General features: G+C 63.8%; 28 protein-coding genes. 10 read left to right on the top strand and 18 right to left on the bottom strand.

Annotation, left to right across the window (positions count from 1 at the left end):
• Positions 1-23 precede the first annotated feature (23 nt).
• Positions 24-269 (bottom strand): DUF2934 domain-containing protein, encoded by a 246-nt coding sequence (locus F3H41_RS20350; RefSeq protein WP_149740560.1) that lies wholly within the window; start codon positions 267-269, stop codon positions 24-26.
• Positions 270-599: 330 nt separating this feature from the next.
• On the opposite strand from F3H41_RS20350, the gene F3H41_RS20345 reads away from it, so the two are divergent.
• On the top strand, positions 600-1379 hold the full coding sequence (locus F3H41_RS20345; RefSeq protein ID WP_149740559.1) for an SDR family NAD(P)-dependent oxidoreductase: 780 nt from the start codon (positions 600-602) through the stop codon (positions 1377-1379).
• A gap of 22 nt (positions 1380-1401) precedes the next feature.
• On the opposite strand, the gene F3H41_RS20340 is transcribed toward F3H41_RS20345, so the two are convergent.
• Both F3H41_RS20340 and glgX read right to left on the bottom strand, forming a co-directional pair.
• Positions 1402-2412: a DNA topoisomerase IB gene (locus tag F3H41_RS20340; RefSeq protein ID WP_149740557.1), complete on the bottom strand. Its 1011-nt coding sequence runs from the start codon at positions 2410-2412 to the stop codon at positions 1402-1404.
• 38 nt (positions 2413-2450) lie between these two features.
• Positions 2451-4544, bottom strand: coding sequence for a glycogen debranching protein GlgX (glgX, locus tag F3H41_RS20335; protein ID WP_149740556.1), 2094 nt, complete (start codon positions 4542-4544; stop codon positions 2451-2453).
• A gap of 248 nt (positions 4545-4792) precedes the next feature.
• On the opposite strand from glgX, the gene F3H41_RS20330 reads away from it, so the two are divergent.
• From F3H41_RS20330 to F3H41_RS20320, 3 genes are all read left to right on the top strand, one after another.
• Positions 4793-5044, top strand: coding sequence for a hypothetical protein (locus F3H41_RS20330; RefSeq protein WP_149740555.1), 252 nt, complete (start codon positions 4793-4795; stop codon positions 5042-5044).
• Between the two features lie 143 nt (positions 5045-5187).
• On the top strand, positions 5188-5868 hold the full coding sequence (locus F3H41_RS20325) for a permease (protein ID WP_149740553.1): 681 nt from the start codon (positions 5188-5190) through the stop codon (positions 5866-5868).
• Between the two features lie 73 nt (positions 5869-5941).
• Positions 5942-6943 (top strand): 4-hydroxyproline epimerase, encoded by a 1002-nt coding sequence (locus F3H41_RS20320; RefSeq protein ID WP_149740552.1) that lies wholly within the window; start codon positions 5942-5944, stop codon positions 6941-6943.
• 9 nt (positions 6944-6952) lie between these two features.
• Here the strand turns inward: F3H41_RS20320 and F3H41_RS20315 are convergent, their stop codons facing one another.
• The 9 genes from F3H41_RS20315 to F3H41_RS20275 all read right to left on the bottom strand — a co-directional run bounded on the left by F3H41_RS20315 (position 6953) and on the right by F3H41_RS20275 (position 15014).
• Complete coding sequence (locus F3H41_RS20315) at positions 6953-7375, bottom strand: heme-binding protein (RefSeq protein ID WP_149740551.1); 423 nt, start codon at positions 7373-7375, stop codon at positions 6953-6955.
• A gap of 45 nt (positions 7376-7420) precedes the next feature.
• Positions 7421-8365: an ROK family protein gene (locus F3H41_RS20310; protein WP_149740550.1), complete on the bottom strand. Its 945-nt coding sequence runs from the start codon at positions 8363-8365 to the stop codon at positions 7421-7423.
• Positions 8366-8378: 13 nt separating this feature from the next.
• A complete protein-coding gene (locus F3H41_RS20305) occupies positions 8379-9080 on the bottom strand; it encodes a ribulose-phosphate 3-epimerase (protein WP_149740548.1) in 702 nt (233 codons plus the stop codon).
• A 3-nt stretch (positions 9081-9083) separates the two neighbouring features.
• Positions 9084-9890 (bottom strand): alpha/beta hydrolase, encoded by an 807-nt coding sequence (locus F3H41_RS20300; RefSeq protein ID WP_149740546.1) that lies wholly within the window; start codon positions 9888-9890, stop codon positions 9084-9086.
• Positions 9887-10720 carry a sugar phosphate isomerase/epimerase family protein gene (locus F3H41_RS20295; RefSeq protein WP_149740545.1) on the bottom strand — a complete coding sequence of 278 codons (834 nt, stop codon included), beginning with the start codon at positions 10718-10720 and terminating at the stop codon, positions 9887-9889. The genes F3H41_RS20300 and F3H41_RS20295 overlap by 4 nt, the downstream gene beginning before the upstream one ends.
• Positions 10720-11796, bottom strand: coding sequence for a Gfo/Idh/MocA family oxidoreductase (locus tag F3H41_RS20290; protein ID WP_149740544.1), 1077 nt, complete (start codon positions 11794-11796; stop codon positions 10720-10722). The genes F3H41_RS20295 and F3H41_RS20290 overlap by 1 nt, the downstream gene beginning before the upstream one ends.
• Positions 11797-11833: 37 nt before the next feature.
• Positions 11834-12979, bottom strand: coding sequence for a sn-glycerol-3-phosphate ABC transporter ATP-binding protein UgpC (gene ugpC / locus F3H41_RS20285; protein WP_149740542.1), 1146 nt, complete (start codon positions 12977-12979; stop codon positions 11834-11836).
• A 291-nt stretch (positions 12980-13270) separates the two neighbouring features.
• On the bottom strand, positions 13271-14206 hold the full coding sequence (locus F3H41_RS20280; RefSeq protein WP_149740541.1) for a PfkB family carbohydrate kinase: 936 nt from the start codon (positions 14204-14206) through the stop codon (positions 13271-13273).
• Positions 14207-14213: 7 nt separating this feature from the next.
• Positions 14214-15014 carry a class I fructose-bisphosphate aldolase gene (locus F3H41_RS20275; protein WP_149740539.1) on the bottom strand — a complete coding sequence of 267 codons (801 nt, stop codon included), beginning with the start codon at positions 15012-15014 and terminating at the stop codon, positions 14214-14216.
• Between the two features lie 218 nt (positions 15015-15232).
• Here F3H41_RS20275 and F3H41_RS20270 point away from each other — a divergent pair, with 218 nt between their 5' ends.
• Positions 15233-15994 (top strand): DeoR/GlpR family DNA-binding transcription regulator, encoded by a 762-nt coding sequence (locus F3H41_RS20270; protein ID WP_149740538.1) that lies wholly within the window; start codon positions 15233-15235, stop codon positions 15992-15994.
• A 19-nt stretch (positions 15995-16013) separates the two neighbouring features.
• Here F3H41_RS20270 and F3H41_RS20265 read toward each other — a convergent pair whose 3' ends face one another.
• Positions 16014-16832 (bottom strand): sugar phosphate isomerase/epimerase, encoded by an 819-nt coding sequence (locus F3H41_RS20265; protein WP_149740536.1) that lies wholly within the window; start codon positions 16830-16832, stop codon positions 16014-16016.
• A gap of 224 nt (positions 16833-17056) precedes the next feature.
• Here F3H41_RS20265 and F3H41_RS20260 point away from each other — a divergent pair, with 224 nt between their 5' ends.
• A complete protein-coding gene (locus F3H41_RS20260) occupies positions 17057-18205 on the top strand; it encodes a Gfo/Idh/MocA family oxidoreductase (RefSeq protein WP_149740535.1) in 1149 nt (382 codons plus the stop codon).
• Positions 18202-19149 (top strand): alpha/beta hydrolase, encoded by a 948-nt coding sequence (locus F3H41_RS20255; RefSeq protein ID WP_149740533.1) that lies wholly within the window; start codon positions 18202-18204, stop codon positions 19147-19149. Before F3H41_RS20260 ends, F3H41_RS20255 begins: the two co-directional genes overlap by 4 nt.
• 10 nt (positions 19150-19159) lie before the next feature.
• On the opposite strand, the gene F3H41_RS20250 is transcribed toward F3H41_RS20255, so the two are convergent.
• Positions 19160-20191, bottom strand: a complete 1032-nt coding sequence (locus tag F3H41_RS20250; RefSeq protein WP_149740532.1) for a LacI family DNA-binding transcriptional regulator — start codon at positions 20189-20191, stop codon at positions 19160-19162.
• A 552-nt stretch (positions 20192-20743) separates the two neighbouring features.
• On the opposite strand from F3H41_RS20250, the gene F3H41_RS20245 reads away from it, so the two are divergent.
• From F3H41_RS20245 to F3H41_RS20235, 3 genes are all read left to right on the top strand, one after another.
• Positions 20744-21991, top strand: coding sequence for a sugar ABC transporter substrate-binding protein (locus F3H41_RS20245; protein WP_149740531.1), 1248 nt, complete (start codon positions 20744-20746; stop codon positions 21989-21991).
• 129 nt (positions 21992-22120) lie between these two features.
• Positions 22121-23059 carry a sugar ABC transporter permease gene (locus tag F3H41_RS20240; RefSeq protein WP_149740610.1) on the top strand — a complete coding sequence of 313 codons (939 nt, stop codon included), beginning with the start codon at positions 22121-22123 and terminating at the stop codon, positions 23057-23059.
• Between the two features lie 4 nt (positions 23060-23063).
• Positions 23064-23912, top strand: a complete 849-nt coding sequence (locus tag F3H41_RS20235; RefSeq protein WP_149740530.1) for a carbohydrate ABC transporter permease — start codon at positions 23064-23066, stop codon at positions 23910-23912.
• A gap of 122 nt (positions 23913-24034) precedes the next feature.
• Here the strand turns inward: F3H41_RS20235 and greA are convergent, their stop codons facing one another.
• The 4 genes from greA to cyoC all read right to left on the bottom strand — a co-directional run bounded on the left by greA (position 24035) and on the right by cyoC (position 26339).
• On the bottom strand, positions 24035-24517 hold the full coding sequence (gene greA, locus F3H41_RS20230) for a transcription elongation factor GreA (RefSeq protein ID WP_149740528.1): 483 nt from the start codon (positions 24515-24517) through the stop codon (positions 24035-24037).
• A 90-nt stretch (positions 24518-24607) separates the two neighbouring features.
• The gene (locus F3H41_RS20225) at positions 24608-25321 is read right to left on the bottom strand and encodes an SURF1 family protein (protein ID WP_149740527.1); all 714 of its coding nucleotides are present in this window, start codon (positions 25319-25321) and stop codon (positions 24608-24610) included.
• A complete protein-coding gene (gene cyoD, locus F3H41_RS20220; protein ID WP_149740525.1) occupies positions 25321-25716 on the bottom strand; it encodes a cytochrome o ubiquinol oxidase subunit IV in 396 nt (131 codons plus the stop codon). Before cyoD ends, F3H41_RS20225 begins: the two co-directional genes overlap by 1 nt.
• On the bottom strand, positions 25716-26339 hold the full coding sequence (gene cyoC, locus F3H41_RS20215) for a cytochrome o ubiquinol oxidase subunit III (protein WP_149740523.1): 624 nt from the start codon (positions 26337-26339) through the stop codon (positions 25716-25718). Before cyoC ends, cyoD begins: the two co-directional genes overlap by 1 nt.
• Between the last annotated feature and the right edge of the window lie 3 nt (positions 26340-26342).

The following is a 26342-nucleotide window of genomic DNA, read 5'->3' as shown; positions in this document are numbered from 1 at the left end:
GCTCGCGTTTCAGTGAGGTGGTATCAAATCGCCGCGCGGCGCTGGGCGCGGACGTCCCGGTTGGCGGGAGAATAACGGGCCCGAAGAACCACGCGGCGCAGCGCCGGGCGCTCGGCCTGCCTGGCGGCCTCGGCTTCGGCTTCCAGCCGCTCGGCTTCGATTTCGCGCCATGCCTGATCCCAGTGGCGCTGGTCCTGCCCATGCGGCCGTCCCTCGGCCTCCCACAGGTGATAAGCGCGCTGGCTGACGAGATCGTAAATGTCGTCCATGGTCGTCTCCTTCCCGTGCCCTGTCGCCCGGTTTGACGCGGAACTGTCCAGCGACACTTCATCCAATAATCCGGCGCGACCGCCCGGTGAAAACGTCATCATGGGAGCCACGCGGGAGCCGATGGCGGGAAACCGCCCTTACCCAGCCGGTACAACGCGCCGTTGCGCGTCGGGTTCCACCGCTTTGTGAAAATATTCGGTTTGCGGCGAAGGCGGTACAGGGCGAGGATAGGACGGAAAGATCGTCGGCGCGGAACCTCTCGCCGTTCCCCGTGTTTGCGAGAGCCAGACCCGAACTTTGGGTGGGAACGATGGCACCGATTACGATCGATGGAGCGTTCGATGAAGACAGTTCTCGTGACAGGCGCCGGCTCCGGCATCGGCGCTGCCACCGCCCGCACGCTGTCGCGCGCAGGCTATGCAGTCGCAGCGCTGGCACGCACCAGTGATGAGGTCGAAGCCGTGGCCAAACACATTCGCCAGGCCGGCGGCGAAGCCATCGCCCTCACCGCCGATGTGGCCGACGAAGCGGTGATGCGCGCCAGCCTCGAAACGCTCATCAAGACCTATGGCCGCCTCGATGCTGTCGTCGCCAATGCCGGCGTCAACGGCGTCTGGGCACCCATCGATGATCTCACCCCCGAGGAATGGGACCACACCATGCGCATCAACCTGCGCGGCACCTACCTCACCCTCCATCTCGCCATTCCGCATCTGAAGGCAGAAGGAGGTTCGATCGTCGTCGTTTCCTCTATCAACGGGACTCGCACCTTTACCTCGCCCGGCGCCTCGGCCTATGCCGTCACCAAGGCCGGCCAGCTTGCGCTCGTCCAGCAGCTCGCGCCGGAACTTGGCCGGCACCGGATCCGCATCAACGCCGTCTGCCCCGGCGCGATCGAGACCGCCATCGACGACAACACCCAGATCCGCCATGCGGAAAAGACGGAGGTTCCGTCGATCTGGCCCGAGGGGCAGATCCCGATTACCGGCGACGAGCCCGGCCGCAGCGAGGACGTTGCTGACGCCATCGCCTTCCTTCTCTCCGACGCAGCCCGCCACATCACCGGCACGCCGCTGTGGATCGACGGCGGCCAGAGCCTGTTGCGCTAAGGGAACGAGAGCAGGCGGGTAATCAGCCGGAGCGGGCGAGGAAGTCGAGCATCCGGCCCTCGTCGGCGCGAAGATCACCGCGCACGTTGGCCTTCAGCACCTGTTCGGCCAGCGCATCATTGAAGACGGCACGATCGGCGAGCGACAGGATGCCCGGATGGATATAGCTGCTGCGGCTGATGGCCGGCGTATTATGCAGCACCTCGGCCGCCGCCTCGCTGATCGCTTTCACACTCGGTCGGTCGCCCGCAGCAATGATCCGCCGCGCTTCGGAAAAAGCGGCGACGCTGCCGCCCCACGTCCGAAACGTCTTGGCCGAGATGCCGAGCCCGGTCTGCTCGGCAAGAAAGGCATTCAGCCGTCCGGAATCGACGGGATGCACGAAGCCCGCCTCATCCCGCCAGGCAAAGAGGTGACGGCCCGGCAGATCGGCGGTCGCCTCCAGCAGACGATGCAGGCGTGGATTCTTGAGGATGCGCCGCACCCGTTTGCCGCCCTTGGCGACGAAGCTCAGGCCGACGAAGCCGTCGCCCAGCCGCAAGTGCTTTTTCAAAAGAGTGGTCGCGCCATAGGTCCGGTTCTCGGCGGCATAGGCGGCATTGCCGACCCGCAGGTGCTCTTCGTCGAGCAGCGTCAACAGCGCGGCAAGCGTCGTCTCGATCTGACCGGGCTCTCCATCGAGCAGCTTGCGCACGCGCCGGCGAAGGCCGGGCAGCACCTCGCCGAAGGCGACCAGCTGCCCGAATTTGTCGAGGCTGCGCGCCGCCTGCCAGTCCCGGTGATAGCGGTACTGCTTGCGCCCGCGCTGGTCGTAGCCGGTGGCCTGCAAATGGCCGCGTTCGTCAAGACAGATCCAGACCTTCTCATAGGCCGGCGGAAGGCCGAGTGCGGCGATCCGCTTGCGGATCGTGGCATCGCTGACGGCCTTGCCATCGGGCATGCGGTAGGAAAAGCCGGTTCCGCGGCGATGACGGCGAATGCCGGGTTCGGTGTCGCTGACATAAACCAGACCATCCACCATCACCGCCTGCATGCTGAAACCTGCCTTTTCCTGTCTTGAGGCCCGAGAGCTTATGCGGCCGGGACGAAGGCCATCACGCTGGCACCCGGCACGACGATCGGTCCGGTGGCATCCGCCACCTCGAACGGCTCATCGCCGCCGACATCGAGCACCCGCCTCCATGCAGAAACGCCGTTTGGTTGCGGCAAGGCGTAGTCGCGCTGGTCGCCGGCATTGAAGACGAGCAGAAGCTGATCGAGCAGACCTTCCTCGCCGAGCGCCGGATCGGCCGGACGGGCGAGATAGACCATCAGCGACCTGCGCTCGGGATCGTTCCACTCCGCCTCGCCCATCGCCTCGCCATCCTCGCGATACCAGGCGATCTGCACCGGACCATCCTGCGCATCGCCATTGAGGAAGCGGACCGGCCTCAAGGCCTCGTGCGCCTTGCGGAATTCCACCATCTTGCAGCAGAAATCATAAAAGGGCGTACCGAGACCGCTCCAGTCGGTCCATCCGATCTCGTTGTCCTGGCAATAGGCGTTGTTGTTGCCGCCCTGGCTGTTACCGAGCTCGTCACCACCGAGGATCATCGGCACGCCCTGGCTGAGCAGCAGCGTTGCCATCATGTTGCGCCGGCGGCGTTCGCGGGCCGCATTGATGCCGGCATCCTCGGTCGCGCCTTCCGCACCCATATTGTCGGAATGATTGTCGGAGTGCCCGTCGCGGTTCTCCTCGCCATTCGCATCATTGTGCTTGTCGTTGAAGGACACGGTGTCCATCAGCGTGAAGCCGTCATGGGCGCTGAGGAGGTTAACCGACGTCGAAGCGCCGCGGTCGGAATGGTTGAACTGGCGGGCCGAGCCCGTCAGGCGTTCGGCAAGGCTCGGCACCAGGCCGCCATCGGCCTTCCAGTAGCGGCGCACGTCGTCGCGGTACTTGTCGTTCCACTCGCGGAACGGATGCGGGAAACCGCCGACCTGATAGCCGCCGTCACCGACATCCCACGGCTCAGCAATCAGCTTGACGCCGGCGAGGATCGGATCCTGCCGGATCGCGTCGAAGAAGGCGCCGTCGCGGTCGAATTCGATGTGGCGCGTCCGGCCGAGCGTGCTCGCGAGGTCGAAGCGGAAGCCATCCACATGCATGACGCCGACCCAGTAGCGCAGGCTGTCGAGCACCATGCGCAGAACGAAGGGATTGGAGACGTTGAGAGTGTTGCCGGTGCCCGTCGTATCATAGGCATGGCGCGGGTCATCGGGCGAAAGACGGTAGTAGCTGAGGTTGTCGAGGCCACGGAAGGAAAGCGTCGGGCCGCGCTCGGAGCCTTCGGCCGTGTGGTTGTAGACCACGTCGAGGATCACTTCGATGCCGGCGGCATGGAAGCGCTTCACCATCGTCTTGAACTCGGTGATCTTGTTGCCGGACAGGAAACGCGGCTGCGGCGCGAAGAAGCCGAGCGACTGGTAGCCCCAGTAGTTGCTGAGATCTTTTTCGATCAGGTAGCGGTCATCGACGAAGTACTGCACCGGCAGGACCTCGACAGCGGTGATGCCGAGCTTGGTCAGATGCTCGATGATCGGATCGCTGCACATGCCGAGGAAGGTGCCGCGCAGTTCGTCCGGCACGTGCGGATGCGTCATGGTCATGCCGCGCACATGTGCCTCGTAAATGATCGTGTCGTTCCACGGGCGGCGGATGGCCTGGTCGCCATCCCAGTCGAAGGCGGGGTCCTGCACCACGCCCTTGACCATGAAGGGCGCGCTGTCGCGCTCGTCGAAGGACAGGTCCTCGGCCTCGTCGCCGATCGTGTAGCCGTAAAGCGCGTTGTCCCACTTCACTTCGCCGGCGATCTGCTTGGCATAGGGGTCGAGCAGCAGCTTGTTGGGATTGAAGCGATGGCCGTTCTGCGGGTCGTAGGGGCCATGCACGCGGTAGCCATAGAGCTGGCCGGGCTTCAGGCCCGGAACATAGCCCGACCAGATGTCACCTTCGCGATGCGGCAGCGGCATGCGGGCGATTTCCTCCTGCCCGTCAGGCGAAAAGAGGCAGAGATCGATCTGCTCCGCATGGGCCGAAAAGACCGCGAAATGCACGCCGTCGCCGGTGAATTCGGCGCCGAGCTCGGGCTTCACGAAATCGAGGGTCGAGAAGGAAAATGTCATTTGGGGTCCACCGTTTAAACAAGCATAGGGGTTCAGCAGGATGGCAGCCGGGGCAACAGCCTGCGCATCGCGTGAAAAAACGATTTGTGACGGAACCCCGGAAACCTTCAAGACTTACAACGCAGCACTTGCGTGAAGGTTCCGCGCTGCAACATGACTGACGTCGAAACCAAAAAACGAACGGCCGTTCGTCGTCGAAAATTCCTCAAATCGGTCGGAACCTTTCCTATTGCGGCACGTTCGTACGTATGATCGAGGATGCGAGGGAGGCCATCATGAATATGCCGCAACATCACCTGAACGTGCAATATGACGCTGCGAGCCGGACTGCCCTCCTGCAATGCGGCGCCCGCAGCAAAGTGCTGCGCGGTATCGCAACGCCCGATGAGGCGCAACAGCTTGCCTACCGCTTTGCAGAGCGCAATTGGGGATATGCCCAACGTAGCGCAGAGCGAAACGCCGAGGCCCGTGAGATGACCCAGGCCATCGGCGGAAACTGATCGGAACCTGAGGTTCATTGTCTTTTACGTGTTCAGCCAATTTACCGGCCTGCCCCCGCAGGCCGGCTTTTCCGTTATAGCTTGCCCGCTCGAGCCAATTGACGCACAACTCCGTCAGCGTCAGAGAACGGAGCGTGCCGATCATGGATTTCATGCGTCTTCTGAAATCCTTCGAAGAGCTTCTCTATGAAATAACCTCCTGGCTGGTCTTTTATCCGCTGACCCTGTGGCGGGCGACAACGCGGCCTTTCCGCATGATGCATTATGCGGATGCCGAGCTCGAAGACCGGCTGGAGGACCGCTTTGCGGATATGCTGAGCCCACCGCTCTTCCTTCTGATCACGCTGCTGATTTCCCACGGGATTGAGCTCGGCCTGCTGCAGCGGGCGGGGCGAAGCGAGCTTCCCCATCTTCTCGACTCCGACTCGAACCTGCTCGTCCTGCGCGCTCTCCTCTTCAGCATCTTTCCCCTCTCCATGGCGGTGACCCTGATCGTGGCGCGCGGAACGCGGCTGAACCGGGAAACCCTGCGCTCGCCCTTCTACAGCCAGGGCTACGTCGCGGCGCCCTTCGCCCTCGGTTTCAGCACGGGCCTCAACCTGCTGAGGTTTGGCGGCGATTGGGCAACGCCCGCCGGCTGGATTCTAACGCTCCTTGCGCTCGTGTGGTACGGTGCCGTGCAAATCGGCTGGTTCCGGCGCGACATGAGCGTTGGCTGGGTGCGTGCCTTCCTTCTCGTCTCCCTCGCCTTCGCCATCGCTGGCACCGCCGTCATACTGGCGTCCATCGCCATCGTCACCGAGGCCCGCGTGTGGTCGTCTTAAATCCGCTTGCCCTTGTCATTGAGGGGTCGGTACCTTGCAGGTCTCCATCCAGCCAAACCACCCCGGAACAGGCATGACCCGCAAATCCTTCTTCTGCATAGACGCCCACACCTGCGGCAATCCCGTCCGGGTCGTCGCCGGTGGCGGGCCCGTCCTGCCGCCGGTCCCCATGGCGGAAAAGCGCCAGATCTTTCAGCGCGACCATGACTGGGTGCGTCGCGCGCTGATGTTCGAGCCGCGCGGCCACGATGTCATGTCCGGCTCCATCCTCTACCCGGCAACGCGGGAGGATTGCGATATCGGTGTACTCTTCATCGAGGTCAGTGGCTGCCTGCCCATGTGCGGCCACGGCACCATCGGCACGGTGACGGTGGCGATCGAGGAAGGGCTGGTCACGCCGCGAGAAGCCGGACGCCTTTCCATCGAAGCCCCCGCCGGCAAGGTCGATATCGAATACAGCATGGACGGTGAGCGGGTGCGCGAGGTCCGTCTCTTCAACGTTGCCAGCTACCTCCACGCCCGCAATGTCGAGATCGACGTGCCGACCCTCGGCCCTATCACCCTCGATCTCAGCTACGGCGGCAACTACTACGCCATCATCGAACCGCAGGAAAACTGGAAGGGCCTCGAGGGCATGCCGGCCTCCGACATCCAGCGGCTGAGCCCGTTGGTCCGCAAGGCAGCGCAGGACAAGCTCGCGCCCGTCCACCCGGAAGACAGCCGCATATCCGGCGTCAGCCATGTCATGTGGTGCGACAGGCCGCGCGATCCGCGGGCCAGCGCCCGCAACGCCGTCTTCTACGGCGACAAGGCCATCGACCGCTCACCCTGCGGCACGGGGTCCTCCGCCCGCATGGCGCAGCTCGTCGCGCGCGGTCAGCTCGGAATCGGCGAGACCTTCGTGCATGAGAGCATCATCGGCACGCTGTTCGACTGCCGCCCGGAAGCGACGGCCCGCATCGGCGACCATGACGGCATCCGCCCCAGCGTCGCCGGCTGGGCGCGGATCATCGGCCACAACACCATCTTCGTGGATGATGCCGACCCGCTGCGCCACGGTTTTCAGGTCCGTTAGACCGGGATTTCAGAGTGTGGCGAGGAAGGCGTCGATGCCGGCCTGCGCGCAGTCGCTGTCCTGCGCGGGGGTGCCCGAGCTGACGCCGACGGCGCCCACCACCTGACCTCCGACGACAACGGGAATGCCACCGCCGACGACCATGAGCCGGCCGCCAATGGCGCTGTTGATGCCGTAGGCCGGCTTTCCCGGCTGGCTGACATCGCCATAGCTTTCCGTCGTGCGCTTGGCGCCGGCCGCCGTGTAAGCCTTGTCCTGCGCGATGATGGTGCTCGTGACCTTGCCACCATCCATGCGCTCGAAGGCGATCAGTTGACCGGATTCATCCGTCACCGCAATGCACATGGGAACCCCGATTCCCTCGGCCCTGGCACTGGCACCGGCCAGAATGATCCGTGCATCGGCAAGGCTGAGGCGCTGGATGGTGAGCATGATCGTCTCCTTTTGCTGCGCAAATATGTGCGCAATGACTTACCATTAAGATTGCGCGAGGAAGGCGAGTGCGGCCGAGCCCACAAGGCCGGAATTCGTGCCGAGCGCCGCCCGCAGAACCGGCACATCCCGAAAGGCCGGCATGGCGAACTGGCGGATATAGGCCGCTATACCCGGATGCAGCCGATCGAACTCCTGCGCAATGCCGCCGCCCATGACGATGGCCTCGGGACTATAGACATGCAGCAGGTTGACGAAACCACGGCCGAGCCACTCGGCCTCCTCATCGACCAGTCGCCTCGCCACCGGATCGCCCGTCCGGTCCGCTGCGAAAATGGCGCGGCCGCCGACCGCACCGCCGGACACCCCTTCAAAACTTCCCGGATGGGCCGCAGCCGCCGCACGGCCGCGAAGGGCGAGCGCCGTGCCGGAAGCGTAAGCCTCGAAGCACCCAAGACCGCCGCAGGGACACCCAGCCCCGCCGGGCACCAGCACCATATGTCCGATATGCCCGGCCATGCCCTTTCGCCCGCGCACCACGCGGCCGTCCGAAATGACGCCGCCGCCAATGCCGGTGCTGACGGTCACGTAGACCATATGATCCAGCGACTGCCCGGCCCCGAACTGCCATTCGCCGATCGCCGCCGCAATGCCGTCGTTTTCGAGGCTGACGGGCTGCGTGAACCGCTGGCGCAGTTCCGCAAGCAGCGGAAATCCCGCAAAGCCGGCCAGCGTCGGAATATCGGATGCGACGCCGGTGAGCGTATCCACCGGCCCGGGTGTCGAGACACCAACGCCGACGATGCGGGCCGGATCGACCGTCTCCACAAGCCCGCGGGCAAGCGCCTCGATCTGTGCGAGCACGGCCTGCGGGCCCGCCATCGCATCGGTATCCGCCTCCGCGCGCGCAATGATCGCTCCGCCCCCATCCACGAGGGCAGCGCGAACCTGCGTTCCGCCGAGATCGACACCGATGGCGAGGCGTGACATAGTGGCGACCGGCTCAGAGGGCGTGAAGCCACGCCATGCGCTCATCGAGCGAGGGCGCGTTGAAGGCGAGCGAACCGAGAACGACGGTCTCGGCACCGGCGCCGCGCAGCAGCGGCACGGTATGTTCGCGAATGCCGCCGTCTGCGGCCAGCACGATACGATGCGTCGCGCCGCTCCCGGCGATGATGGCAGCCGCTTCCTTCAGCCGGTCGCCGGCATTTTCGTCGAGCCCCTGCCCTTTCACGCCAATGGCGGTGCCGAGAAGCGTCACGAAACTGAGGCGCTTCACGTAGGGGCGGATGCGCTCGACCGGCGTTTCGACCCGCAGCACCATGCCGGCGGCAACGCCGCGCTGTTCAAGGAGATCGAGGGCGGCATTCGCGACGCTCTCATTTTCGACATGCAGGCTGATGAGATCGGCGCCCGCATCGGCGAACTGCTCGATCTGCGAAAGCAGCACGGCATCGGCGACCATCAGATGAACATGGATGGGCCTGGATGACACCTTGCGGATACCGGCAACGAGATCGGGGAAGAACAGCATGGCCGGCGCGAAGTGGCCGTCGGCGACATCGACATGCAGCACATCGACGTGGCGTTCGACCCGCCCGAGATCCTCGGCGAGACCCATGAGATTGGCGGACCATGTGGAAAACTCGGCAATCAGCCGGTCGCGCGGCAGATCATCAAGCCAGGTCTTGGAAGGTGCAGGCATCGGTCAGAACTCCCTGAGGAAAGCGGACAAAGCGGAATGAAAATCGGCAACGTACTGCGTGCGGCTCACGGCCTTCGGCGTGATCTCGACCAGTCGGGCGCCGGGAATGCGCGCCGCGAGCGTCTCGGCATGGCCAAGCGGATGGATGACATCGCGGCCATGGCCGATGACGAGAGTCGGCACGCCGATGGCGGCAAGATCCGTTTCAGTGACACCCGGACCGTCAGCGGAAATCGCGGTCAGCAGTGCCGCCGTCACCGCGATTGGCTGGCGCGAGAAGAAACCGGTGAGGGAGGCAAGATTGTCGGGCGCCTCCTCGGCAAGCCGGCGCCCGGTCGGACCAGCGAGAAATTCGGCCTTCGCCGCCTCGGGCGCAAGGCGCTGCAGCAGCCTGCCCACCTCGGCATTCGGCGCCATGTTCTCCGGCCCCGCCGCCGTCACCCAGGCCGGGCGTGCCAGAACAAGCCCGCGCACGAGATCGGGGCGATGGACGGCAAGATGGAGAGCCATCGCCGCGCCCATGGAGATACCGCCGACAATCACCGGCTTGCCGATCCGCTGCTCTATCACCTCAGCGACATCGGCCGCAAAACGTGCGATCGAAAAGCGCGCCGGATCGCCGGCCTCCGATCGCCCATGCCCGCGCGCCTCGACGGTCAGCCGCCGAAATCCCGCATCCGGCGGAAAGGCTTCGCCCGTCTGGCCGCAGTCACCGCACAGCCCGTGCTGAAAGACCACATCAGGCCCGCCACCCGCTGCATCCACATGGAGCCGCACACCATCGGCCGTGACGAAGCTGTCGGCGCTCATCGCACCCCCTCGGCCAGCGCACCGGTGAGGAACGTCGCGACACCGGCCGCTTCGCCGGCAGACAGGCCGTGCGTGACGAGACTGCCCTGAAAGCCGATGGCTTTCAGGCAGCCGAGATAATGGGCGTAATCCAGAACGCCTTTGCCAGCCGTGGTAAAGCCGCCCTCCGGCGTGCGATCCTTGGCATGCGCCATGCTGATGCGATCCGCCATGAGATCGACTGCTCCCGAGACGATGCGGCGTTGCTCCTCTACCGGAGCCACCTCGAAGAGATTGGCCGGGTCGAGCACGATGCGGATGCGCTCACTTCCCATCTCGGCGATCAGCCGCGCCGCCTTTTCGGCGGAGTTGATGACGTTGGCGAGCTCCGGCTCGATACCGAGGGTGACGTCATGCCGGTCGGCAATGGTGATGGCAATCCGCATCGCCTCCAGAAGATCCTGCCACGCCTCCGGCGTGTCATTGTCCGGATGCTCCTTCCACTGGTCCTTTGCATCGCGCGTGCCGGTACAGAGCGTGATGAGGTCCGTGCCCATGCGCCGGGCCTGCGCCGCCAAGACCTCCAGCCGACGATGGCCCGCTTCGCGCACGGCCCTGTCCGGATGGATCATGTTATAGGTGCCGGAAACCGCGACGATCTCCACCCCGGTCGCGTCGGCCGCGTCGGCCACCGCCTGTGCCTCGGCATCGGAAATCGCATCCGGCATCGACGGCAGGCCGGAACAAGCCATGTTGTACTGCGCCGCCCCATAGCCCGCCGCGGCAACGGCGTTCAGCACGGTTGCGGGGTCGGTTCCCTCGAAGGTCTTGGCGAAGATGCCGAGCTTCATCACACGCCCCCGGAGACATCGGCGAGCGCGACGCGCTCGCCGCTTTCGGCCGAGCGCGCAATGGCCACCATGGCGCGGACCGAGGCGAGACCGTCATCGATATCGGCGCCTTCCATCGGCGTTCCCTCAAGAATGGTGCGGGCAAAGCCTTCCAGCTGCCGGCGATAGAAATGCCCGTCGGCGCCAAGCACGCGATGCGTGGCGCCATCGGCCTCCCGGAAAATATCGACTTCGCTGGTCTTGTAGTACCAGGGATTATAGGTCTTCCCGATCACGCTGCCGTTCTGGCCGTAGATCTGGAAGCCTTCGTGCCAGTCCATGCGCACCTGCACCGTGAGGTCGAGATGACCGAGCGTGCCGGAGGCGAATTCCACATCCACGAACCAGCACCAGATGCCGGCCCGCTCCGACAGCCGCGCCGTGACCGCGACGATATCGCCGGCGAAATAGCGGGCGGTGTCGATGAGGTGGCAGCCATGCGCCAGCATGTAGTAGCGACGCAGATCCGCCTTAGGATTGGCCGATGGCTTGCGGGCATTCGCGCTGGTGACGATCAGCGGCTGCACGGCATCGGTCATCGGATAGCGATGCGTGCTGTCGCAATACCAGGCTTTGAGCGCGACGATCTCGCCCATCTCCTGATCGATGAAGGTCTTGGCGGCCTGAAGACCCGCATCGAACCGCTTCATATGGCCGACCTGGAAGACCTTGCCGGAAGCCGCCACCGCCGCCTTCAGCGTCTCGCATTCCTCCACCGTCAGGCCCATCGGCTTTTCGCACAGCACATGCTTGCCCGCTTCCAGCGCCCGGATCGTTGCCGGCACATGGAAGGCATCGGCCGTCGCGATGATCACGGCGTCGATTTCGGGGTCGGCCAGCATGCGGTCGTAGTCATTGTAGCCCTTGGCCGCGCCATGGGTAATCACCATGCGCTCGCGCAGATCATCTGCGACATCGCAGATCGCATGGAGGTCGGCGTTGACAGCCTTGGTGCAGCTTTCGAAATGGGCGGCCTGGGCAATCTGTCCGGCGCCGAGAACGCCGACGCGAAGCCGCTTTTCTTGTTTGACGGGCATGTCAGGAAACCTCTGCTAAGCGGAAAGATGGGGGCGGTCAGATCGCCCGATGGGTTTGAGTATCGAAGAAATGCAGCTTGGCGGGATCGATGGCGAGCTGAATGGTTTCGCCCGCCTTGACCGTGCTGGTCGCCTCGAAGCGGGCGACGGTGTTGGCCGCACCGCTGAGATCCTCGACCGCATCGGGATCCCCGGAGTCGACCCTCATGGCGTCGAGCTTCAGATGCACGATGAGTTCGGAGCCCAGTTCCTCGATCGACTTGATTTCCGCTGGAATGGTCGGCAGCGACTGACCGGACGGCAGGCGGCTGTCATAGAGGTCCTCAGGGCGGATGCCGAAGACGACCGGCTTGCCGGCATAGGCAGCAAGGCCCGGCACGCGCTGCAACACGCTCTCCGGGAGCGGGATGGAAAAGCCCGGCGCCGTGAGCGCGCCACCGTCCACCCGTCCCTCAAACAGGTTCATGGAAGGCGAGCCGATAAAGCCGGCCACGAAGGCATTGACCGGGTGGTGATACAGCACCTTCGGCGTATCCACCTGCTGCAGCACGCCCCCCTTCAGCACCGCCACCCGGTCGCCCATGGTCAGCGCTTCCGTCTGGTCGTGGGTGACGTAGATGGTGGTGACGCCGAGCTGGCGTTGCAGGCTGGCAATTTCGGCGCGCATCTGCACGCGCAGCTTCGCATCGAGGTTCGACAGCGGCTCGTCCATCAGGAAGGCGGCCGGCTCGCGCACCATGGCGCGGCCCATGGCAACGCGCTGACGCTGGCCACCGGAAAGCTGCGCCGGCTTGTTCTCGAGCAGCGTTTCAAGCTGCAGGATCTTGGCGATCTCATGCACCCGCTTGGTGCGCTCGGCCTTGCTCTTGCCGGCAAGCTTCATGGAAAAGGCGATGTTGTCGAAGACCGTCATGTGCGGATAGAGCGCGTAGCTCTGGAACACCATGGCGATGTCGCGATCCTTCGGCGGCAAATCCACCACGTCCTGCCCGCCGATGGTCAGCGTGCCGCTGGTGATCTCTTCGAGCCCTGCGATCATTCGCAGCGCCGTGGACTTGCCGCAGCCGGACGGGCCGACGAGGATCAGGAACTCGCCGTCATTGATCGTCAGGTTGAGATCCTTGATGGCGTGGTAATTGTTTCCATAGGTCTTGCAGATCTTGTCGAGTACGACGACGGCCACGTTTCTTCCTCCCGATTGCCGGCCAGCACACGCGCCGCCTCCTCGCGGCCGGACACCTGCCCAATCTCTTGTCCTGATGACGCCCGCCCACGCGCCTAAAGTCAACAGAAAATTTTTCCGAAACAGGCGACGTTCGGAAAGGGAATAGAGATCAAATTATTGAAATAATTGTCAATTCCTTTGCAGAAAATCACTATTTCATGAGATATTATTTTTTTACGCGCGTAATTTTCTAGGCGGGAATAGACGACAGAGGGACAGGGCAGGCGTCAACGCGACCCGGTCGCCAAGCTACCCGCGCGACAAAGCCAGCGGGCTCGGCGCTGTCTCGGAGGCCATGAGCGCAAGGCAGTCCTGGCGCCCCGGCAGGCCGCGCCGTCCCCCATGGGCGGTCACGGAAATCGCGGCGGCGGCGGTCGCAAAGCGCACGCAATCGAGCGGCGCCTTTCCCTCGGCAAGCGCCAGCGCATAGGCGCCGTGGTAGCAGTCGCCTGCTCCCGTCGTATCTACGGCCGTGACGGGGTAGGACGGCAGGTGCCAAAGCCTCGCATCGCCCGCCTGGCACAGGAAAGAGCCCTTTGCCCCATCTGTCAGAACGACGGCGGAGCGCCCCTCGGTCCAAAACGCATCGAGGATATCGGCGGGCTCAGTACATCCAGTCGCCGTCCGTCCGAAGGCGATCGGCAGGACGAGGTGATCGGCGAGTGCCAGCAGCGCATCCGTCGCGGCACCCTTGCTCCATTCGATATCGGCAACGACTGAAAGCCCGAGCCGCCGCGCCTGCTGCACGGCCGGCAGTGTATGGATGGCATAGCCATCGATCAGAAGGACCGGCGCCGTATGGAACACCTCATCCGGCAGGCCATCGGATGTGCCGTGCTTGATCTCGTCATCGTAGGCAATGAAGCGATCGCCGTTGCTGCCAACGGTGATGACGGAGCGGATCGGCAGCGCCTCGGCATGGCGCGGCGCGAGCGAGACGTCGACGCCTTCGCGCGCCAGTTCCCGCCCGCCGATATCGGCCTCCGGGTCCTCCGGAAGCCAACCAATGAAGGCAGCGCGCCCACCCAGACGGCGGGCCGCCACCAGTGCCGTGGCGACATTGCCGCCGTGATCCATGGCCCGCTTGATCACCTTGCCCTTCTCGGCACCGAGCGGTGCATCGACATAGAGAATGTCGTCGATGGCAAGAGCACCGAAGCCGAGAATGTCGAAGGTGCGGGCCATGGCCGGATCAGGCGCCCGAGGCGGCCAGCGCCTCTTCCGGCGTCTTGCCGCCATGGATGACGTGCTTGAAGGCGAGCGCCGCCTTCGTCGTATCGCCATGCCCCCAGAGATTGCGGCCGACAACCGCGCCGCGCGCACCGGCCCGCAGCGCATCCGAGGTCTGCTGGAGCGCGCCGAGCAGTGTATCGGTCTTCGGGCCGCCGGCGATGACGACCGGGATCGGGCAGGTCGCGACCGTGTCCTTGAAGGAGGCGAAGTCGCCGGTATAGCCGACCTTCACCACATCGACGCCCGTTTCGTAACCGATGCGTACCGCATAGGCGATTTCATCCGGCGTGAAGACGATCTTGCCGCCCTGGGTGAAATCACGCGGATAGACATGGGCGATAACAGGCATTTCGTAGCGGGCGGCGGCGTTGACCGTATCGGTCAGCCAGCGGATGTATTCGCCTTCCGTATTGCCGCGCACGGGAATGGCGACGGCGAGCGCATCGGCGCCGTAGCGCACGGCATCTTCCGGCGTCGCAATCAGCTGGCGGATCCTATCATCGGCCGTGAAGCAGCCGGCCTGGATAACCAGCGCTGCCTTGCCGGCATAGTCCGACCACAGATGACGCGCCGCACCCGGCTGGATGCTGACATAGTCCGGCCCGCCCTCCATCACGCGCTTCAGCGCGCCCGGCAGATCGGCAAGCCCGCCCTCACGGACATTGCCGTAGCCGACGAAGTGATCGACGGCACCGCCGAACAGATTTCCCGACGGATTGGAGAAGATGCGGGAAAGGCGGATTTTGGCTCCGAGACCCATGACGACATGTCCTTTCAAGGTTGGTCACGCTGTGATGAGGGACCCTAACTCGAAAATAAAACAATACTCAATCTTCCGATTTCTTTCGAATTGCGTTTTCTGATCGATTTTGCAGATGCGAATGCATCAATTTTCAGCTAATAGAGGCCTAACGACCGACGAAACCACGCATCGACTTTCGATTTTCAAAAGTCGATGGCCCCACCTGAAAGACCGCCATGCTTGCCGAACAGCGACGCCATCAGATCCTGCTGGAACTGCAAAGGGTGGGTCAGGCCCGCACCAAACAGCTCGCCGACACTTTCGGCGTCTCGGAGGTCACGATCCGCTCCGACCTCGACATCATGGATGCGAAGAAACAGCTGATCAAAACCCATGGCGGCGCGATCGCGCTACCCGCGGATTCGCCGGCGGCCGCCTTCGAAGAGCGGATGCAGAAGAATTTCGAAGCCAAGCGCCGCATTGCACAGATCGCAGCCAGGCAGATCATCGACAATCAGTCGATCGTTTTCGACAGTGGCTCGACGCTGCTGCAGGTCGCCATGCAGATGCCGCCGGTCAACAATGTCGTGGTGGCGACGACGGCCATGAACATCGCCCAGCACCTTATGTATCGCCCCGGCCTCGACGTGCACATGATCGGCGGCCGTGTTTTCCCGAGCACCGTCAGCACGATGATTTCCGACAGCGACAAGGTGCTGGGCGGGCTCGTCGCCCACCAGGCCTTTGTCAGTGCTCACGCCATCGATCAGTCCTTCGATGTCGTGGATGTGTCCGAGGACATTGCCCGCACCAAGCGCAATCTGGTGCGCATGGCCAGGCGCGTGGTGCTCGTCGCCGACAGCAGCAAGTTCGATATCGGCGCCTCGTCCAAGGCCTTTTCGCTCTCGCGCGTCGACCTCATCATCACCGACAGCAACATGCCACTGAGCATTCGCAGCCGGCTGGAAAAGCTCGGTGTCGAGGTGCGCTATGCCTGACGGGAAAAGGCGCGGCGGGTCAGAAACCCATCCGGCGCATGGTCTCGCGGTTGCGGGCAACCGCAGCGGCCGGATCGCGCCCGGCCTCTTCCGATTCTTCCTCAACCACGATCCAGCCGTTGAACTGCGGGCCCTGTTTGACCGACGCGATGACGGCTGGCACGTCGCAGACGCCGGCGCCGAGCATCGCCCAGTCGCCGGCCGCGTCGACATCCTTCAGATGCACATAGCGGATGCGGCTGCGGTAGGTCGCGAGCGTATCGTCGATATCCTGTCCGCCGCGCAGGATATGGCCCGTATCCGGCACCCAGCCGACGATCGGCTCCAGCTGCGCAAACAGCGCATCGTAGTCGGCGCGGGTGAAGAGCAGCGTGTTGTGGTGCGAGGACGGGTGCACGGCAAAGGCAACGCCCGCCGCGCGTCCGATCTCGGCCGCCCTGTTGTAAACTTCGGCGGCGACGGTGAACTTGTCCTCCCGCGCGCCCTCGGACATCACGGTGGCCGATCCCATCGAGATCAGCGCGCCCGGGAAATGCGCCACGAACGCAGCCCAGCGCCGCGCCGTATCCAGATCCTCGGCAAGGAGGGAGGGTTCGGTGAAGCCGCTCTTCGAGCCGAAGGCGAAGGACACCAGCGTCAGCCCATGGTCGGCAAGCGCCGTCGCGAAAGCCTGCGGCTTGTCGGCGTAGTGCCCAATCATGGTGTCGGTAATCTCGATCCCGGCGTATTCGCCGGCCGAAATCGCCTTCAGGAGATCGTGGGGGCCACCGGTCCAGCCGCTGCCCAGCATTTCCCAGGTGAAGGTCTGGCAACCGATCTTCAGCACCGCATCCGTCATTGTGTCTTCCTCCGGTTCCTCAAGTTTCCGCCGCCCCGCCCGGCCCTGCATCAGGGGTGCCAAGGGCGGACAAAGGCCATGCGAAAACGACGCCTCCAAACGTCTTGCCTTGTCGTAAGATGGAATGTTACCGTGCGTCAACTTAATTTCTATCACGCGTCACATCATAAGAACGCTCACCGCGCCGTCAGGCCTTGCCAACGGCCACCACCCGGAAACACGCCATGACCAAATCCCCCTCATCCAAGCTCCGCATCGGCGTCATCGGTTGCGGCAGTATTTCGCTCGCCTACATGCGCAATGCGCCGCTTTTCCGCGATGTGGCGATCACCGCCTGCGCCGACCTGCACCGGGAGGCTGCCGAGCGCCGCGGCGCGGAATTTGGCCTCCGCGTCAGCGATGTCGATGCGCTCATCTCCGATCCCGAGATCGACCTCATCCTCAACCTCACCATCCCCGCGGCGCACTACGATATTTCCAGCCGCGCGCTGGCGGAAGGCAAGCACGTCTTTACCGAAAAGCCGCTTGGCGTGAACGCCGCCGAAGGCCGGGCGCTGGTCGAGGCCGCGACGGCAAAGGGCCTGGCCATCGGCTCGGCGCCCGACACTTTCCTCGGCGCCGCCGGCCGCCGCGCCCGCCGCCTCATGGAAGCCGGCATCATCGGCAAGCCCGTCACCGGCACCGCCTTCATGATGGGCCGGGGCATGGAGCACTGGCACCCGGATCCGAGCTTCTATTACCAGCCCGGCGCCGGTCCGGTCCTCGACATGGGCCCCTACTACCTCACCATGATGGTCAACCTGCTCGGCCCCATCCGCCGCGTGCAGGCGGTCGCGACCAGCGGTCAGGAAGATCGCCTCATCACCGCCGATGGCCCGAAGAAGGGCACGACCTTCAAGGTGGGAACGCCGACCAGCGTGCTCTCGCTGCTCGAATTTGCCTGCGGCGCGACCGTTACCTTCGGCGCTTCCTGGGATGTGTTCCGCCACTCCAACCATCCGATTGAACTGCACGGCACGGAAGGCTCGCTGCGCCTGCCCGATCCCGACACCTTCGGCGGCGTCATCGGGCTCTCCCGCCGCGGCGCGGAGTGGGAAGAGATGAACACCGCCAACGACCTCTACGGCGCCATCAATTGGCCCGTGGTCAATCCCGACCGTGCCAATTACCGCATGGTGGGCCTTGCCGATCTCGCTCGCTCGCTGGTCGAAGGGCGCCCTGCACGCGCCTCCGGCCTGCTGGCACTGCATGTGCTCGAGGTGATGGAAGCCATCCTGAAGGCTGGCGAAACGGGCGTGGCCCAGACCATCACCACCGCCGTCACCCAGCCGGCGGAACTGAAGGAAAACGAAGCCGAAAGCCTGCTCGCATGATCGACCTTGATGCCTCCGCCCGCCATGCCCTCACCGCCGCCGACGAACCGCAGACACCCGTCGAGCACCTGACGCCCGCGGCTGCCCGGCAACAGTACCTGGATGGCTTTGCCGCCGTACAGAAGCCGCTCGATGACGTCGCGCATTGCGAGGAGCGCAGCGTAGGCGGCCTTCGCCTGAAAATCTGGCGCGGCCACGGCGCTCCGGCTGCGGGCGCCCCGGCACTTCTCTATCTGCATGGCGGCGGCTGGGTGATCGGCGCACCGGAAACCCACGAGGACATCTGCCGCATCCTTGCCAACGCGGTCGGCGCCGTCGTCGTCTCGTCCGACTATCGCCTAGCCCCGGAGCATCGCTTTCCTGCCGCCATCGAGGACTGCGCGACCGCGCTCGCCTTCATGGTGGAGCACGCTGGCGACCTCGGCATCGATGCTGGCCGCATCGTGGTCGGCGGCGACAGCGCCGGCGGCAATCTGGCCGCCGTCCTGGCACTGATGGCCCGCAACGGCACCGTTCCGCCTGTTGTCGGCCAGATCCTGATCTATCCCGTCACCGACCAGAGCCAGACGGGCGAAAGCTACACCACCTGCGCCGAGGGCTACGGCCTCACCGCCGCCGGCATGCGCTGGTTCCGTGATCACTATCTCACCTCAAGGGCGGAATGGGACGACTGGCGCGCCTCGCCGCTGAAGGCGGAGGGTCTGGCGGGCGTGGCACCCGCCATCGTCATCCTCGCCGGCGCGGACGTACTCTATTCCGAAGGCCTCGCCTATGCGCGGCGACTGGAGGCGGAAGCGCGCTGCACGACGAAGATCTGGCCGGGTCAGATCCACGGCTTCGTCTCCCATGGCGGCATCATTCCTGAAGCGGCCGAGGCGCTCGCGGCCATTGTCGAGGCATGGCGCGGCATGGATGCACGCCTTTCCGCTCCGCAGGCCACCTGATCGGGGCCGATCAGGCCGAGTCGCGCATGACAAGCGTCGCCTCGAGGATCACCTTGCCGGCCTCGGGCGCGGCCTCGCTCTCCTCGTCCAGTCGGGCGAGCAGCAGTTCGACGGACTTTGCGGCCATCTCCGGTGCATTCTGCGCCATGGTGGTCAGCGAGGGGCAGGCGTAGCGGCTGAGCGGATGATCGTCATGTCCGGCGATGCGGATGTCACAGCCCTCAGTGCGGCCGATCTTCAGGCCCGCTGAAAAGGCGGCCGCCATGGCGCCGAAAGCAAAGCGGTCGTTGGCGCACAGCAGCGTCTTGCCCGGCAGACCGCCACGTTTCAACAAGCGCTGCATCTGCTCATAGCCGAGGCGCTCGAACTCCCAGGAGGGCGGCGCCTCGCAATCGATGACCAGAGGGGAGTGCCCCTCCGCGATCATCGTCGCCCGATAGCTCTCCGGCCGCTCGCCGGCATTTTCAACGAGATGGGGAATGTCGAGGAAGACGGGCGGCTCTCCGGAGCGGCAGAGATAGGTGACGATCGCGGCAACGCTTTGCTGGTTGTCGTTGCCGACGAAGGGCAGGTCGTAGATCGCCGGGCCATCGAAGCAGACGACGGGAATGGCATCGCGCAGCCGCTCCAGCGCCGAGCGCCGCGAATGGGCTCCGAGCGGCGCGACGACGGCACCGGCCACCTTCAGCGACAGCAACGTGCGTACCGCCTCCTCCTCGAGTTCCGGACGCTGGTGCGAGGAAAGCTGCACCGGCCAGTAACCCCGTGCCCTCAGTTCCAGCTCGATCAGCGAGACGACCTGCACGTAGAAAGGGTCCGACATGGTCGGCACGAGAATGCCGATATTCTTGGTCCGCTTGCGGTTGAGGTGCCGCGCGAAGAGGTTCGGCTCGAAGTTGGATTTCTTCAGCGCCGCCTCGATCCGCTTGCGCGTGACCTCCTTCACCTGGCCCGGATCGTCGAAATATTTCGACAGGGTGGGCCGGGAAACGCCGCTGGCGGCAGCGAAATCGTCCATGGATCGATAGGTCTTCTTGGCCATTCCCTGTCCTGACGGCGCGCCCGCGGGCATCCTGATGCGAGGTCATGGCCTCGCACACGGCTGAGGATTCCAACGACCGGGTCAAATTAGCAAGAGCACACGCCCCTTCATCCGCAGCCTTCTGCTCCGCCGCCCGCTGCCATCAACCACATCGGTGCCGGTGCGCAGCTTACGAAAAGCGAAACACGACGCTGTCTTCGCCAGCGAGGCCAACGGCAAAACCGCACGATCGACCGCCTGACGGCCCCACCACCTCCCGCCGACACCCTTGCAACGGGGTTTCTGACATTTCGTTTGCTTGGGCAAACTTTCATTTGTTTACGAATGTAAAGAAAAAATGCCGCGCAGGCAATATCCGGCCTTTTCAAAAATGTTTCGCGCGTAAAAAAAATTACATATTTTATTTCAGATGCTTATTCAGGAAATTCGTGTTTTTTCGCCATATGAACGAAAACAGTTGATCGCACGGCCGTTGACATCGTGCCCGATGCGGGACCCTACTTTCCCGGCGATCTGGGAGGATCGAAACAAAAGTTTCAACGGGAGGCGATCATGAATTTCAAATCATTCAGCAGGACGATGAAGGCCGCGGCAGCCGTCTGGGCGCTGTGCGCCACATCGGCGCTGGCCGACACGACCATCGAATTCATCCAGTGGTGGGAGCCGGAAATGCCGGCCGGCGCTCTACGCGGAATCGTCGACGAGTTCGAGGCAAAGAACCCCGGCATCAAGGTCAAGCTGGTCAGCGGTCCCTATGCGACGACCCGCGACCAGATCGTCGTCGGCGCCGCCTCGGGCACGCTGAGCGACGTCGTCGGCCTTGACGGCGCCTGGGTCAACGGTCTCGCCAAGCAGGGGGCGATTGCCTCGCTCGACGAGCTCATGACCAATGCCAATTACGACAAGAGCCAGATCGCCGACATCGTGAAGGTCGACGGCAAGAGCTACATGTTCCCGGTCGCGTCCTTCGTCTATCCGGTCTTCGTCAATCTCGATCTCGCCAAGGCGGCCGGCGTCGACAAGATGCCCTCCAACCGCACGGAATTCGAAGAAGCCGCCAAGAAGATGACGGATGCTTCGAAGAACCAGTATGGCTGGGTTCTGCCGCTGTCGCTGCAGTCCCCGAGCGGCATCCAGAACGACGTCATGTCCTGGGTCTGGGCCTCTGGCGGCACGATGCTGAAGGACGGCAAGCCGGATCTGGAAAATGACGATGTCGTCGGCACGCTGGAATATATCCAGAAGCTCAACAAGGACGGCGTCATCTCGCCCGGCATCTTTGCCAAGAAGGAGCAGGACAAGGTCGAGGAATTCGTCAACGGCCGCGTCGGCATGATGGTCGATACGCTCGCCCACGTGAACCTCATCCGCGAGCGCAACCCGAACCTCAACTTCGGCCTTTCCGCCCTGCCCGCCAAGGATGGCTATGAGGGCAAGCGCGGCATGCCCTACGCCTCCTGGGGCATCGGTGTCAGCGAAGGCAGCGCCCACAAGGAAGAAGCCTGGAAGCTCGTCGAATTCCTGATGAGCCCCGAGATCAACGGCAAGCTCGTCTCGATCGCCAACGCCTTCCCCGGCAACGTCAACGCCAAGCCGGACTTCGTGGCCGCCGACCCGATCTTTGCCGAAGCCTTCAAGATCTACCAGAGCGGCTACCCGGCCAACGAATTCGTCGGCCTGCCAGTCGCCGAGGAACTGATGCGCGACCTGAACGTCGAAGTGCAGAAGATGTTCGACGGGGCCCAGTCCGCCAAGGAAGCGGCCGCCAACGCCGAAAAGGCCTGGAACGCGAAGTTCTGATCACGCCGGAACTACCAAGACGGCCGGCGGCGGATGACACGCCGTCGGCCCCTTCCGTTTCCGCCCCACCCACCTGACGGCACGATGCCATCGGGTCGCCGGCCTGCCCTATCGGAAAGACTGATGCTCATGACCCGCTCCGCTCCAGCCATCGCCGCCGCGCCGATCCGCACGCGCCGCAAGGCGAGTGCCGGCACCAAGCTGCTGCGCAAGCTCACGCCCTATCTTTACGTGTCCCCGGCAACCGCCCTTCTCGTGTTGCTCATGCTGTTTCCGATGATCATGGTGGTGCGCTACTCCCTGATGGACGGCGCCATCATGAAGAGGGACGCCGCCTTTGCGGGGCTTTCCAACTACATCACCATCTTCGAAAACCCGGTCTTCTGGCAGTCGCTGTGGCAGACGCTCTATTTCACCGTGATGAGCGTGGTCTTCCACCTCATCATCGGCCTCGCCTTCGCGATCCTTCTGAACAGCAACCGCATCGATCCTCTGCTGCGCAGCATCCTGCGCGTGCTGTTCATCCTGCCCTGGCTCTTCACCGCCGTCATCATCGCCATCATCTGGCGCCTGCTTCTCGACCCGAACGGCGTCGTCAACAGCGTGCTGATGGCGCTGCACATCATTGATTTCAAGGTCGAATGGTTCTCCTCCACCAAGACCGCGATCCACGCGCTGACCTTTGCCAATATCTGGGCGGGCTATCCGCTCTTCATGGTCAGCCTGCTCGCGGGTCTCCAGGGCATTTCGAAGGAACTCTACGAGGCCGCCGGCATCGATGGCGCCAACGAGATCCAGAAGTTCTGGTACATCACCATCCCGCAGCTGATGCCGATCATCATCTCCATCGCGCTGCTCGATTTCATCTGGACCATGCAGGTCTTCCCGCTCGTGTGGATGACCACCGGCGGCGGGCCGATCTATTCGACGGAAATGCTCTCGACCTTCACCTACAAGCTGGCCTTCGCGCAGTACGAATTCTCGCTGGCGTCCGCGAGCGCCATCATCATCCTCATCCTGTCGATGAGCGTCACCTACTTCTACATCAAGCACCAGCAGGCGAGGTGAGACCATGGCCCGCAAACGCTCCTTCAAGTCCCACGCGCTGCCGACGCTGCTGACCTATCTCGGCCTCGCCGTCGGCCTCGTCTTCGCGGGCTTTCCCATCCTGTGGATGGTGTTCTCCTCGCTGAAATCCAACACGGAGATCTTCGCCCTGCCGCCGCGCCTCCTGCCGGAGGTCTTCACGCTGCAGGCCTATGTGACGATCTTCAACGATCCGACCAAGGTCCGCTTCTTCCTCAACAGCTATTTCGTCGCCGGTGTCGTCACCGCCCTGACGCTCGTCATCGCCATCCTCACGGCCTACGGTTTCAGCCGTTACAATTTCCGCTTCAAGAACGTCCTCAACATCTTCATCATCTCCACCCAGACCGTGCCGCCCATTACCCTGCTCATCCCCTATTTCGGCATGGTCGTCGCCTTCAGGATCTTCGACACCTATCTGGCGCTGATCCTCACCTACATGGTCTTCACCCTGCCCTATGCAGTGCTGCTGATGACCGGCTATCTCAACACGCTGCCGAAGGAACTGGACGAGGCGGTGCTGGTCGATGGCGGCTCCAGCTGGACAGCGCTGTGGCGCGTCATCGTGCCGGTTTCCATCCCCGGCATCGTGGCAACGGCGGTCTACACCTTCCTGCTCGCCTGGAACGAATTCCTCTTCGCGCTGACGCTGACGAAGTCGATGGATCTGCGCACCGTGCCGATCGGTATCCAGTTGCTGATGGGCCAACATGCCTTCGAATGGAACGAGATGATGGCGATGAGCGTGCTGGGCTCGCTGCCGCTCCTGGTGCTCTACCTCGTCGCGCAGCGCTATTTCCTCGCCGGCATGACGGCGGGATCCGTGAAGAGCTGACGCAAGAGCCAACGAGGATCAGAAGCCGACCACACCGGTTTTGATCCTGAAGCGTCGCTCAAACTTGAGGACCGGATGCACCTCCCATCCGGTCCTCTCTTTTTGTCGGGCCGGCAGAACCGTCAGGCGATCGCGGTGATCTCGATCTCCTGCCCGTTCAGCGTCACCACATCGCCGACCGCCTTGCCGAGCAAGAGACGCGCAACCGGTGAAACGTAGGACAACGTCCCCGCTTTCGGGTCCGCCTCGTCCTCGCCGACAATGCGGTAGGCCTGAACGCGGCCATCCTCGCGCTCGAAGGTTACATGGCTGCCGAAGGCGACCTTGTCGGCCGTCTCCGGCGCAGGCACCACCTCGGCGGTACGGACGCGCTCGGTGAAATAGCGCAGATCTCGCAAGGGATTGGCGGACTGCCGGCGACGCTCGTTGATATCCTCGATGGCCGTCGCCGCCTCGGCCGCCGTCCGCGCCTCATTGAGCGCCGCCTCCAGCATTTTCAGGCCGGCTTCGGTCACGAGGTTGGCATGGGGCGAAATCGGGCGGTCGGGAAGCAGGGTCTCCGAGGCGGCCTCGGCACTTTCTTCCTTCACGAAGGCAACACTCACGGCATGGCTCCTGTCTGGCCCGCGACGGGCAAATCAAGACACCAATCTAGGGCGGCCTTGTCCGTTAAGCCAATCCCCTCGCGACGAAGATCAATCCAGCTGCCGACGCACGCGCAAGAGCAGAAAGGCAAGGCCACCGGAAAGAGCGAACCAGGTGATGGCATAGCCGAGGTGATTGTTTGGGAAGGAAACGACCGTCAGGCCGCCGATTGGCAACTGGCCACCGTCGACCGCCTTGTCCGCGTCGATGAAGTAAGGCGCGACGGCACCGATGCCGAGCGCTGCACCCATTGCAGCCGTATCGCGAGAAAACCAGCGCCGATCGGCGGGATCGTTGGAGCGAAGGAATGCGCCGTTCGGCTGCGTCAGGCGCAGAAGGCCTCTGACCGTCTGCTCCCCCTCCGGCAGGGGCCGATCCGCCGGCGCACGCCGGTCGGAGGGAACGAAGCCGCGATTGACGAAAAGCCGGAAGCCGTCATCCGTCTCGAAGGGTGCGAGAACCCAGAAACCGGATCCGCGAACCGTCACGGCCTGAACGAGGATATCGGGAACCGGCAGATAGCGCCCCGTGGCCGTGACACGGCGATATTCGTCCGTATCGAAGGACAGCGCCGGCCAGGCCGCCGGACCGGGGGCGGGAACCGGGGCCGCTGACAGCCCCGCTTCGACGCGCGCGATCAGCGCGTTTTTCCAGGCGAGGCGCTGGACCTGCCAGACGCCGAGCCCGAACAGCATGAGGACCACGAGCGACCCGACACCGAAAAGCAGACCCTTTCGCCGCGCCCTGCCGCCCGTACCCGTCATCAGGAACCGAAGCCCTGCATCTGGTTATGGTCCATCTGCGGCATCATGTTGGTGTTGAGGTGGTACATGACCCACAGCGAGCCTGCGAGCATGATGACCACGACGACGACGGTGAAGATCATCGACATCATCGTCCAGCCCTCGTCGGAGCGGCTGTTCATGTGCAGGAAGTAGACCATGTGAACGAGGATCTGCACGACCGCAAAGGCGATCACGATCACCGCCGTCAGCGCGCGGCTCTCGAGCCCGCCCGTCATGACGAGGGCGAAGGGGATGGCCGTCAGGATGACGGACAGCACGAAGCCCGTGATATAGGACTTGTAGCTGCCATGGTCATGGCCGTCATGGGAGGCACCTTCGTGGTGGCTGTGCGGCTCGATGGAATGTGTCGACATCAGATCATCCCCAGAAGATAGACGAAGGTGAAGACACCGATCCAGATCACGTCCAGAAAGTGCCAGAACATGCTGAGGCAGTTCATGCGCCGCTGATTGGCGGGAATGAGACCCTTGCGGTGGATCTGGACCATCATCGTCACCAGCCAGATCGAACCGAAGGTGACGTGAAGGCCGTGCGTGCCGACCAGCGCGAAGAAGGATGACAGGAAGGCCGAGCGCTGCGGACCGGCGCCGACCTCGATCAGGTGGTGGAACTCGTAGAGTTCGACCGCCAGGAAGGCGAGGCCGAAGAAGAGCGTGATGGCGAGCCAGACCTGCATGCGGGACTGGCGTCCCTCATACATGGCGAGCATCGCAAAGCCGAAGGTGATCGACGACACCAGCAGGAAGGCCGTGTTGATGGCCACCAGCGTCAGGTCGAACAGCACCTTGGGGCCGGGACCGGCCGCATAGCTCTGCCCGAGCACGCCGAAAACGGCGAAGAGAACGGCGAACATCAGGCAGTCGCTCATCAGGTAGACCCAGAAGCCGAGGCTCGTGGAGGCGCCTTCCGGATGATGATGCGGCTCGGTTTCCCAGTAGGATGTGGCGGCAGCCGAAGGATGGGCGGTGGTGCTCATGTC

Source organism: Rhizobium sp. RU20A (genome assembly GCF_900155885.1).
Classification (GTDB): Bacteria; Pseudomonadota; Alphaproteobacteria; order Rhizobiales; family Rhizobiaceae; genus RU20A.
The sequence above is the reverse complement of the archived record's forward strand: the minus strand, read 5'-3'. Positions and strand labels throughout refer to the sequence as shown.

Excerpts from the sequence above, each read along its gene's own strand:
- F3H41_RS20325 (WP_149740553.1), top strand. The coding sequence starts at position 5,188 with ATGGATTTCATGCGTCTTCTGAAATCCTTCGAAGAGCTTCTCTATGAA.
- F3H41_RS20320 (WP_149740552.1), top strand. The coding sequence starts at position 5,942 with ATGACCCGCAAATCCTTCTTCTGCATAGACGCCCACACCTGCGGCAAT.
- F3H41_RS20275 (WP_149740539.1), bottom strand. The coding sequence starts at position 15,014 with ATGGGTCTCGGAGCCAAAATCCGCCTTTCCCGCATCTTCTCCAATCCG.
- F3H41_RS20350 (WP_149740560.1), bottom strand. The coding sequence starts at position 269 with ATGGACGACATTTACGATCTCGTCAGCCAGCGCGCTTATCACCTGTGG.
- F3H41_RS20280 (WP_149740541.1), bottom strand. The coding sequence starts at position 14,206 with ATGGCCCGCACCTTCGACATTCTCGGCTTCGGTGCTCTTGCCATCGAC.
- F3H41_RS20340 (WP_149740557.1), bottom strand. The coding sequence starts at position 2,412 with ATGCAGGCGGTGATGGTGGATGGTCTGGTTTATGTCAGCGACACCGAA.
- F3H41_RS20245 (WP_149740531.1), top strand. The coding sequence starts at position 20,744 with ATGAATTTCAAATCATTCAGCAGGACGATGAAGGCCGCGGCAGCCGTC.
- F3H41_RS20330 (WP_149740555.1), top strand. The coding sequence starts at position 4,793 with ATGATCGAGGATGCGAGGGAGGCCATCATGAATATGCCGCAACATCAC.
- F3H41_RS20255 (WP_149740533.1), top strand. The coding sequence starts at position 18,202 with ATGATCGACCTTGATGCCTCCGCCCGCCATGCCCTCACCGCCGCCGAC.
- glgX (WP_149740556.1), bottom strand. The coding sequence starts at position 4,544 with ATGACATTTTCCTTCTCGACCCTCGATTTCGTGAAGCCCGAGCTCGGC.
- F3H41_RS20290 (WP_149740544.1), bottom strand. The coding sequence starts at position 11,796 with ATGCCCGTCAAACAAGAAAAGCGGCTTCGCGTCGGCGTTCTCGGCGCC.
- F3H41_RS20270 (WP_149740538.1), top strand. The coding sequence starts at position 15,233 with ATGCTTGCCGAACAGCGACGCCATCAGATCCTGCTGGAACTGCAAAGG.
- F3H41_RS20250 (WP_149740532.1), bottom strand. The coding sequence starts at position 20,191 with ATGGCCAAGAAGACCTATCGATCCATGGACGATTTCGCTGCCGCCAGC.
- F3H41_RS20295 (WP_149740545.1), bottom strand. The coding sequence starts at position 10,720 with ATGAAGCTCGGCATCTTCGCCAAGACCTTCGAGGGAACCGACCCCGCA.
- cyoD (WP_149740525.1), bottom strand. The coding sequence starts at position 25,716 with ATGTCGACACATTCCATCGAGCCGCACAGCCACCACGAAGGTGCCTCC.
- F3H41_RS20305 (WP_149740548.1), bottom strand. The coding sequence starts at position 9,080 with ATGCCTGCACCTTCCAAGACCTGGCTTGATGATCTGCCGCGCGACCGG.
- F3H41_RS20260 (WP_149740535.1), top strand. The coding sequence starts at position 17,057 with ATGACCAAATCCCCCTCATCCAAGCTCCGCATCGGCGTCATCGGTTGC.
- F3H41_RS20225 (WP_149740527.1), bottom strand. The coding sequence starts at position 25,321 with ATGACGGGTACGGGCGGCAGGGCGCGGCGAAAGGGTCTGCTTTTCGGT.
- F3H41_RS20345 (WP_149740559.1), top strand. The coding sequence starts at position 600 with ATGGAGCGTTCGATGAAGACAGTTCTCGTGACAGGCGCCGGCTCCGGC.
- F3H41_RS20265 (WP_149740536.1), bottom strand. The coding sequence starts at position 16,832 with ATGACGGATGCGGTGCTGAAGATCGGTTGCCAGACCTTCACCTGGGAA.
- F3H41_RS20310 (WP_149740550.1), bottom strand. The coding sequence starts at position 8,365 with ATGTCACGCCTCGCCATCGGTGTCGATCTCGGCGGAACGCAGGTTCGC.
- F3H41_RS20300 (WP_149740546.1), bottom strand. The coding sequence starts at position 9,890 with ATGAGCGCCGACAGCTTCGTCACGGCCGATGGTGTGCGGCTCCATGTG.
- F3H41_RS20315 (WP_149740551.1), bottom strand. The coding sequence starts at position 7,375 with ATGCTCACCATCCAGCGCCTCAGCCTTGCCGATGCACGGATCATTCTG.
- F3H41_RS20240 (WP_149740610.1), top strand. The coding sequence starts at position 22,121 with ATGACCCGCTCCGCTCCAGCCATCGCCGCCGCGCCGATCCGCACGCGC.
- F3H41_RS20235 (WP_149740530.1), top strand. The coding sequence starts at position 23,064 with ATGGCCCGCAAACGCTCCTTCAAGTCCCACGCGCTGCCGACGCTGCTG.
- cyoC (WP_149740523.1), bottom strand. The coding sequence starts at position 26,339 with ATGAGCACCACCGCCCATCCTTCGGCTGCCGCCACATCCTACTGGGAA.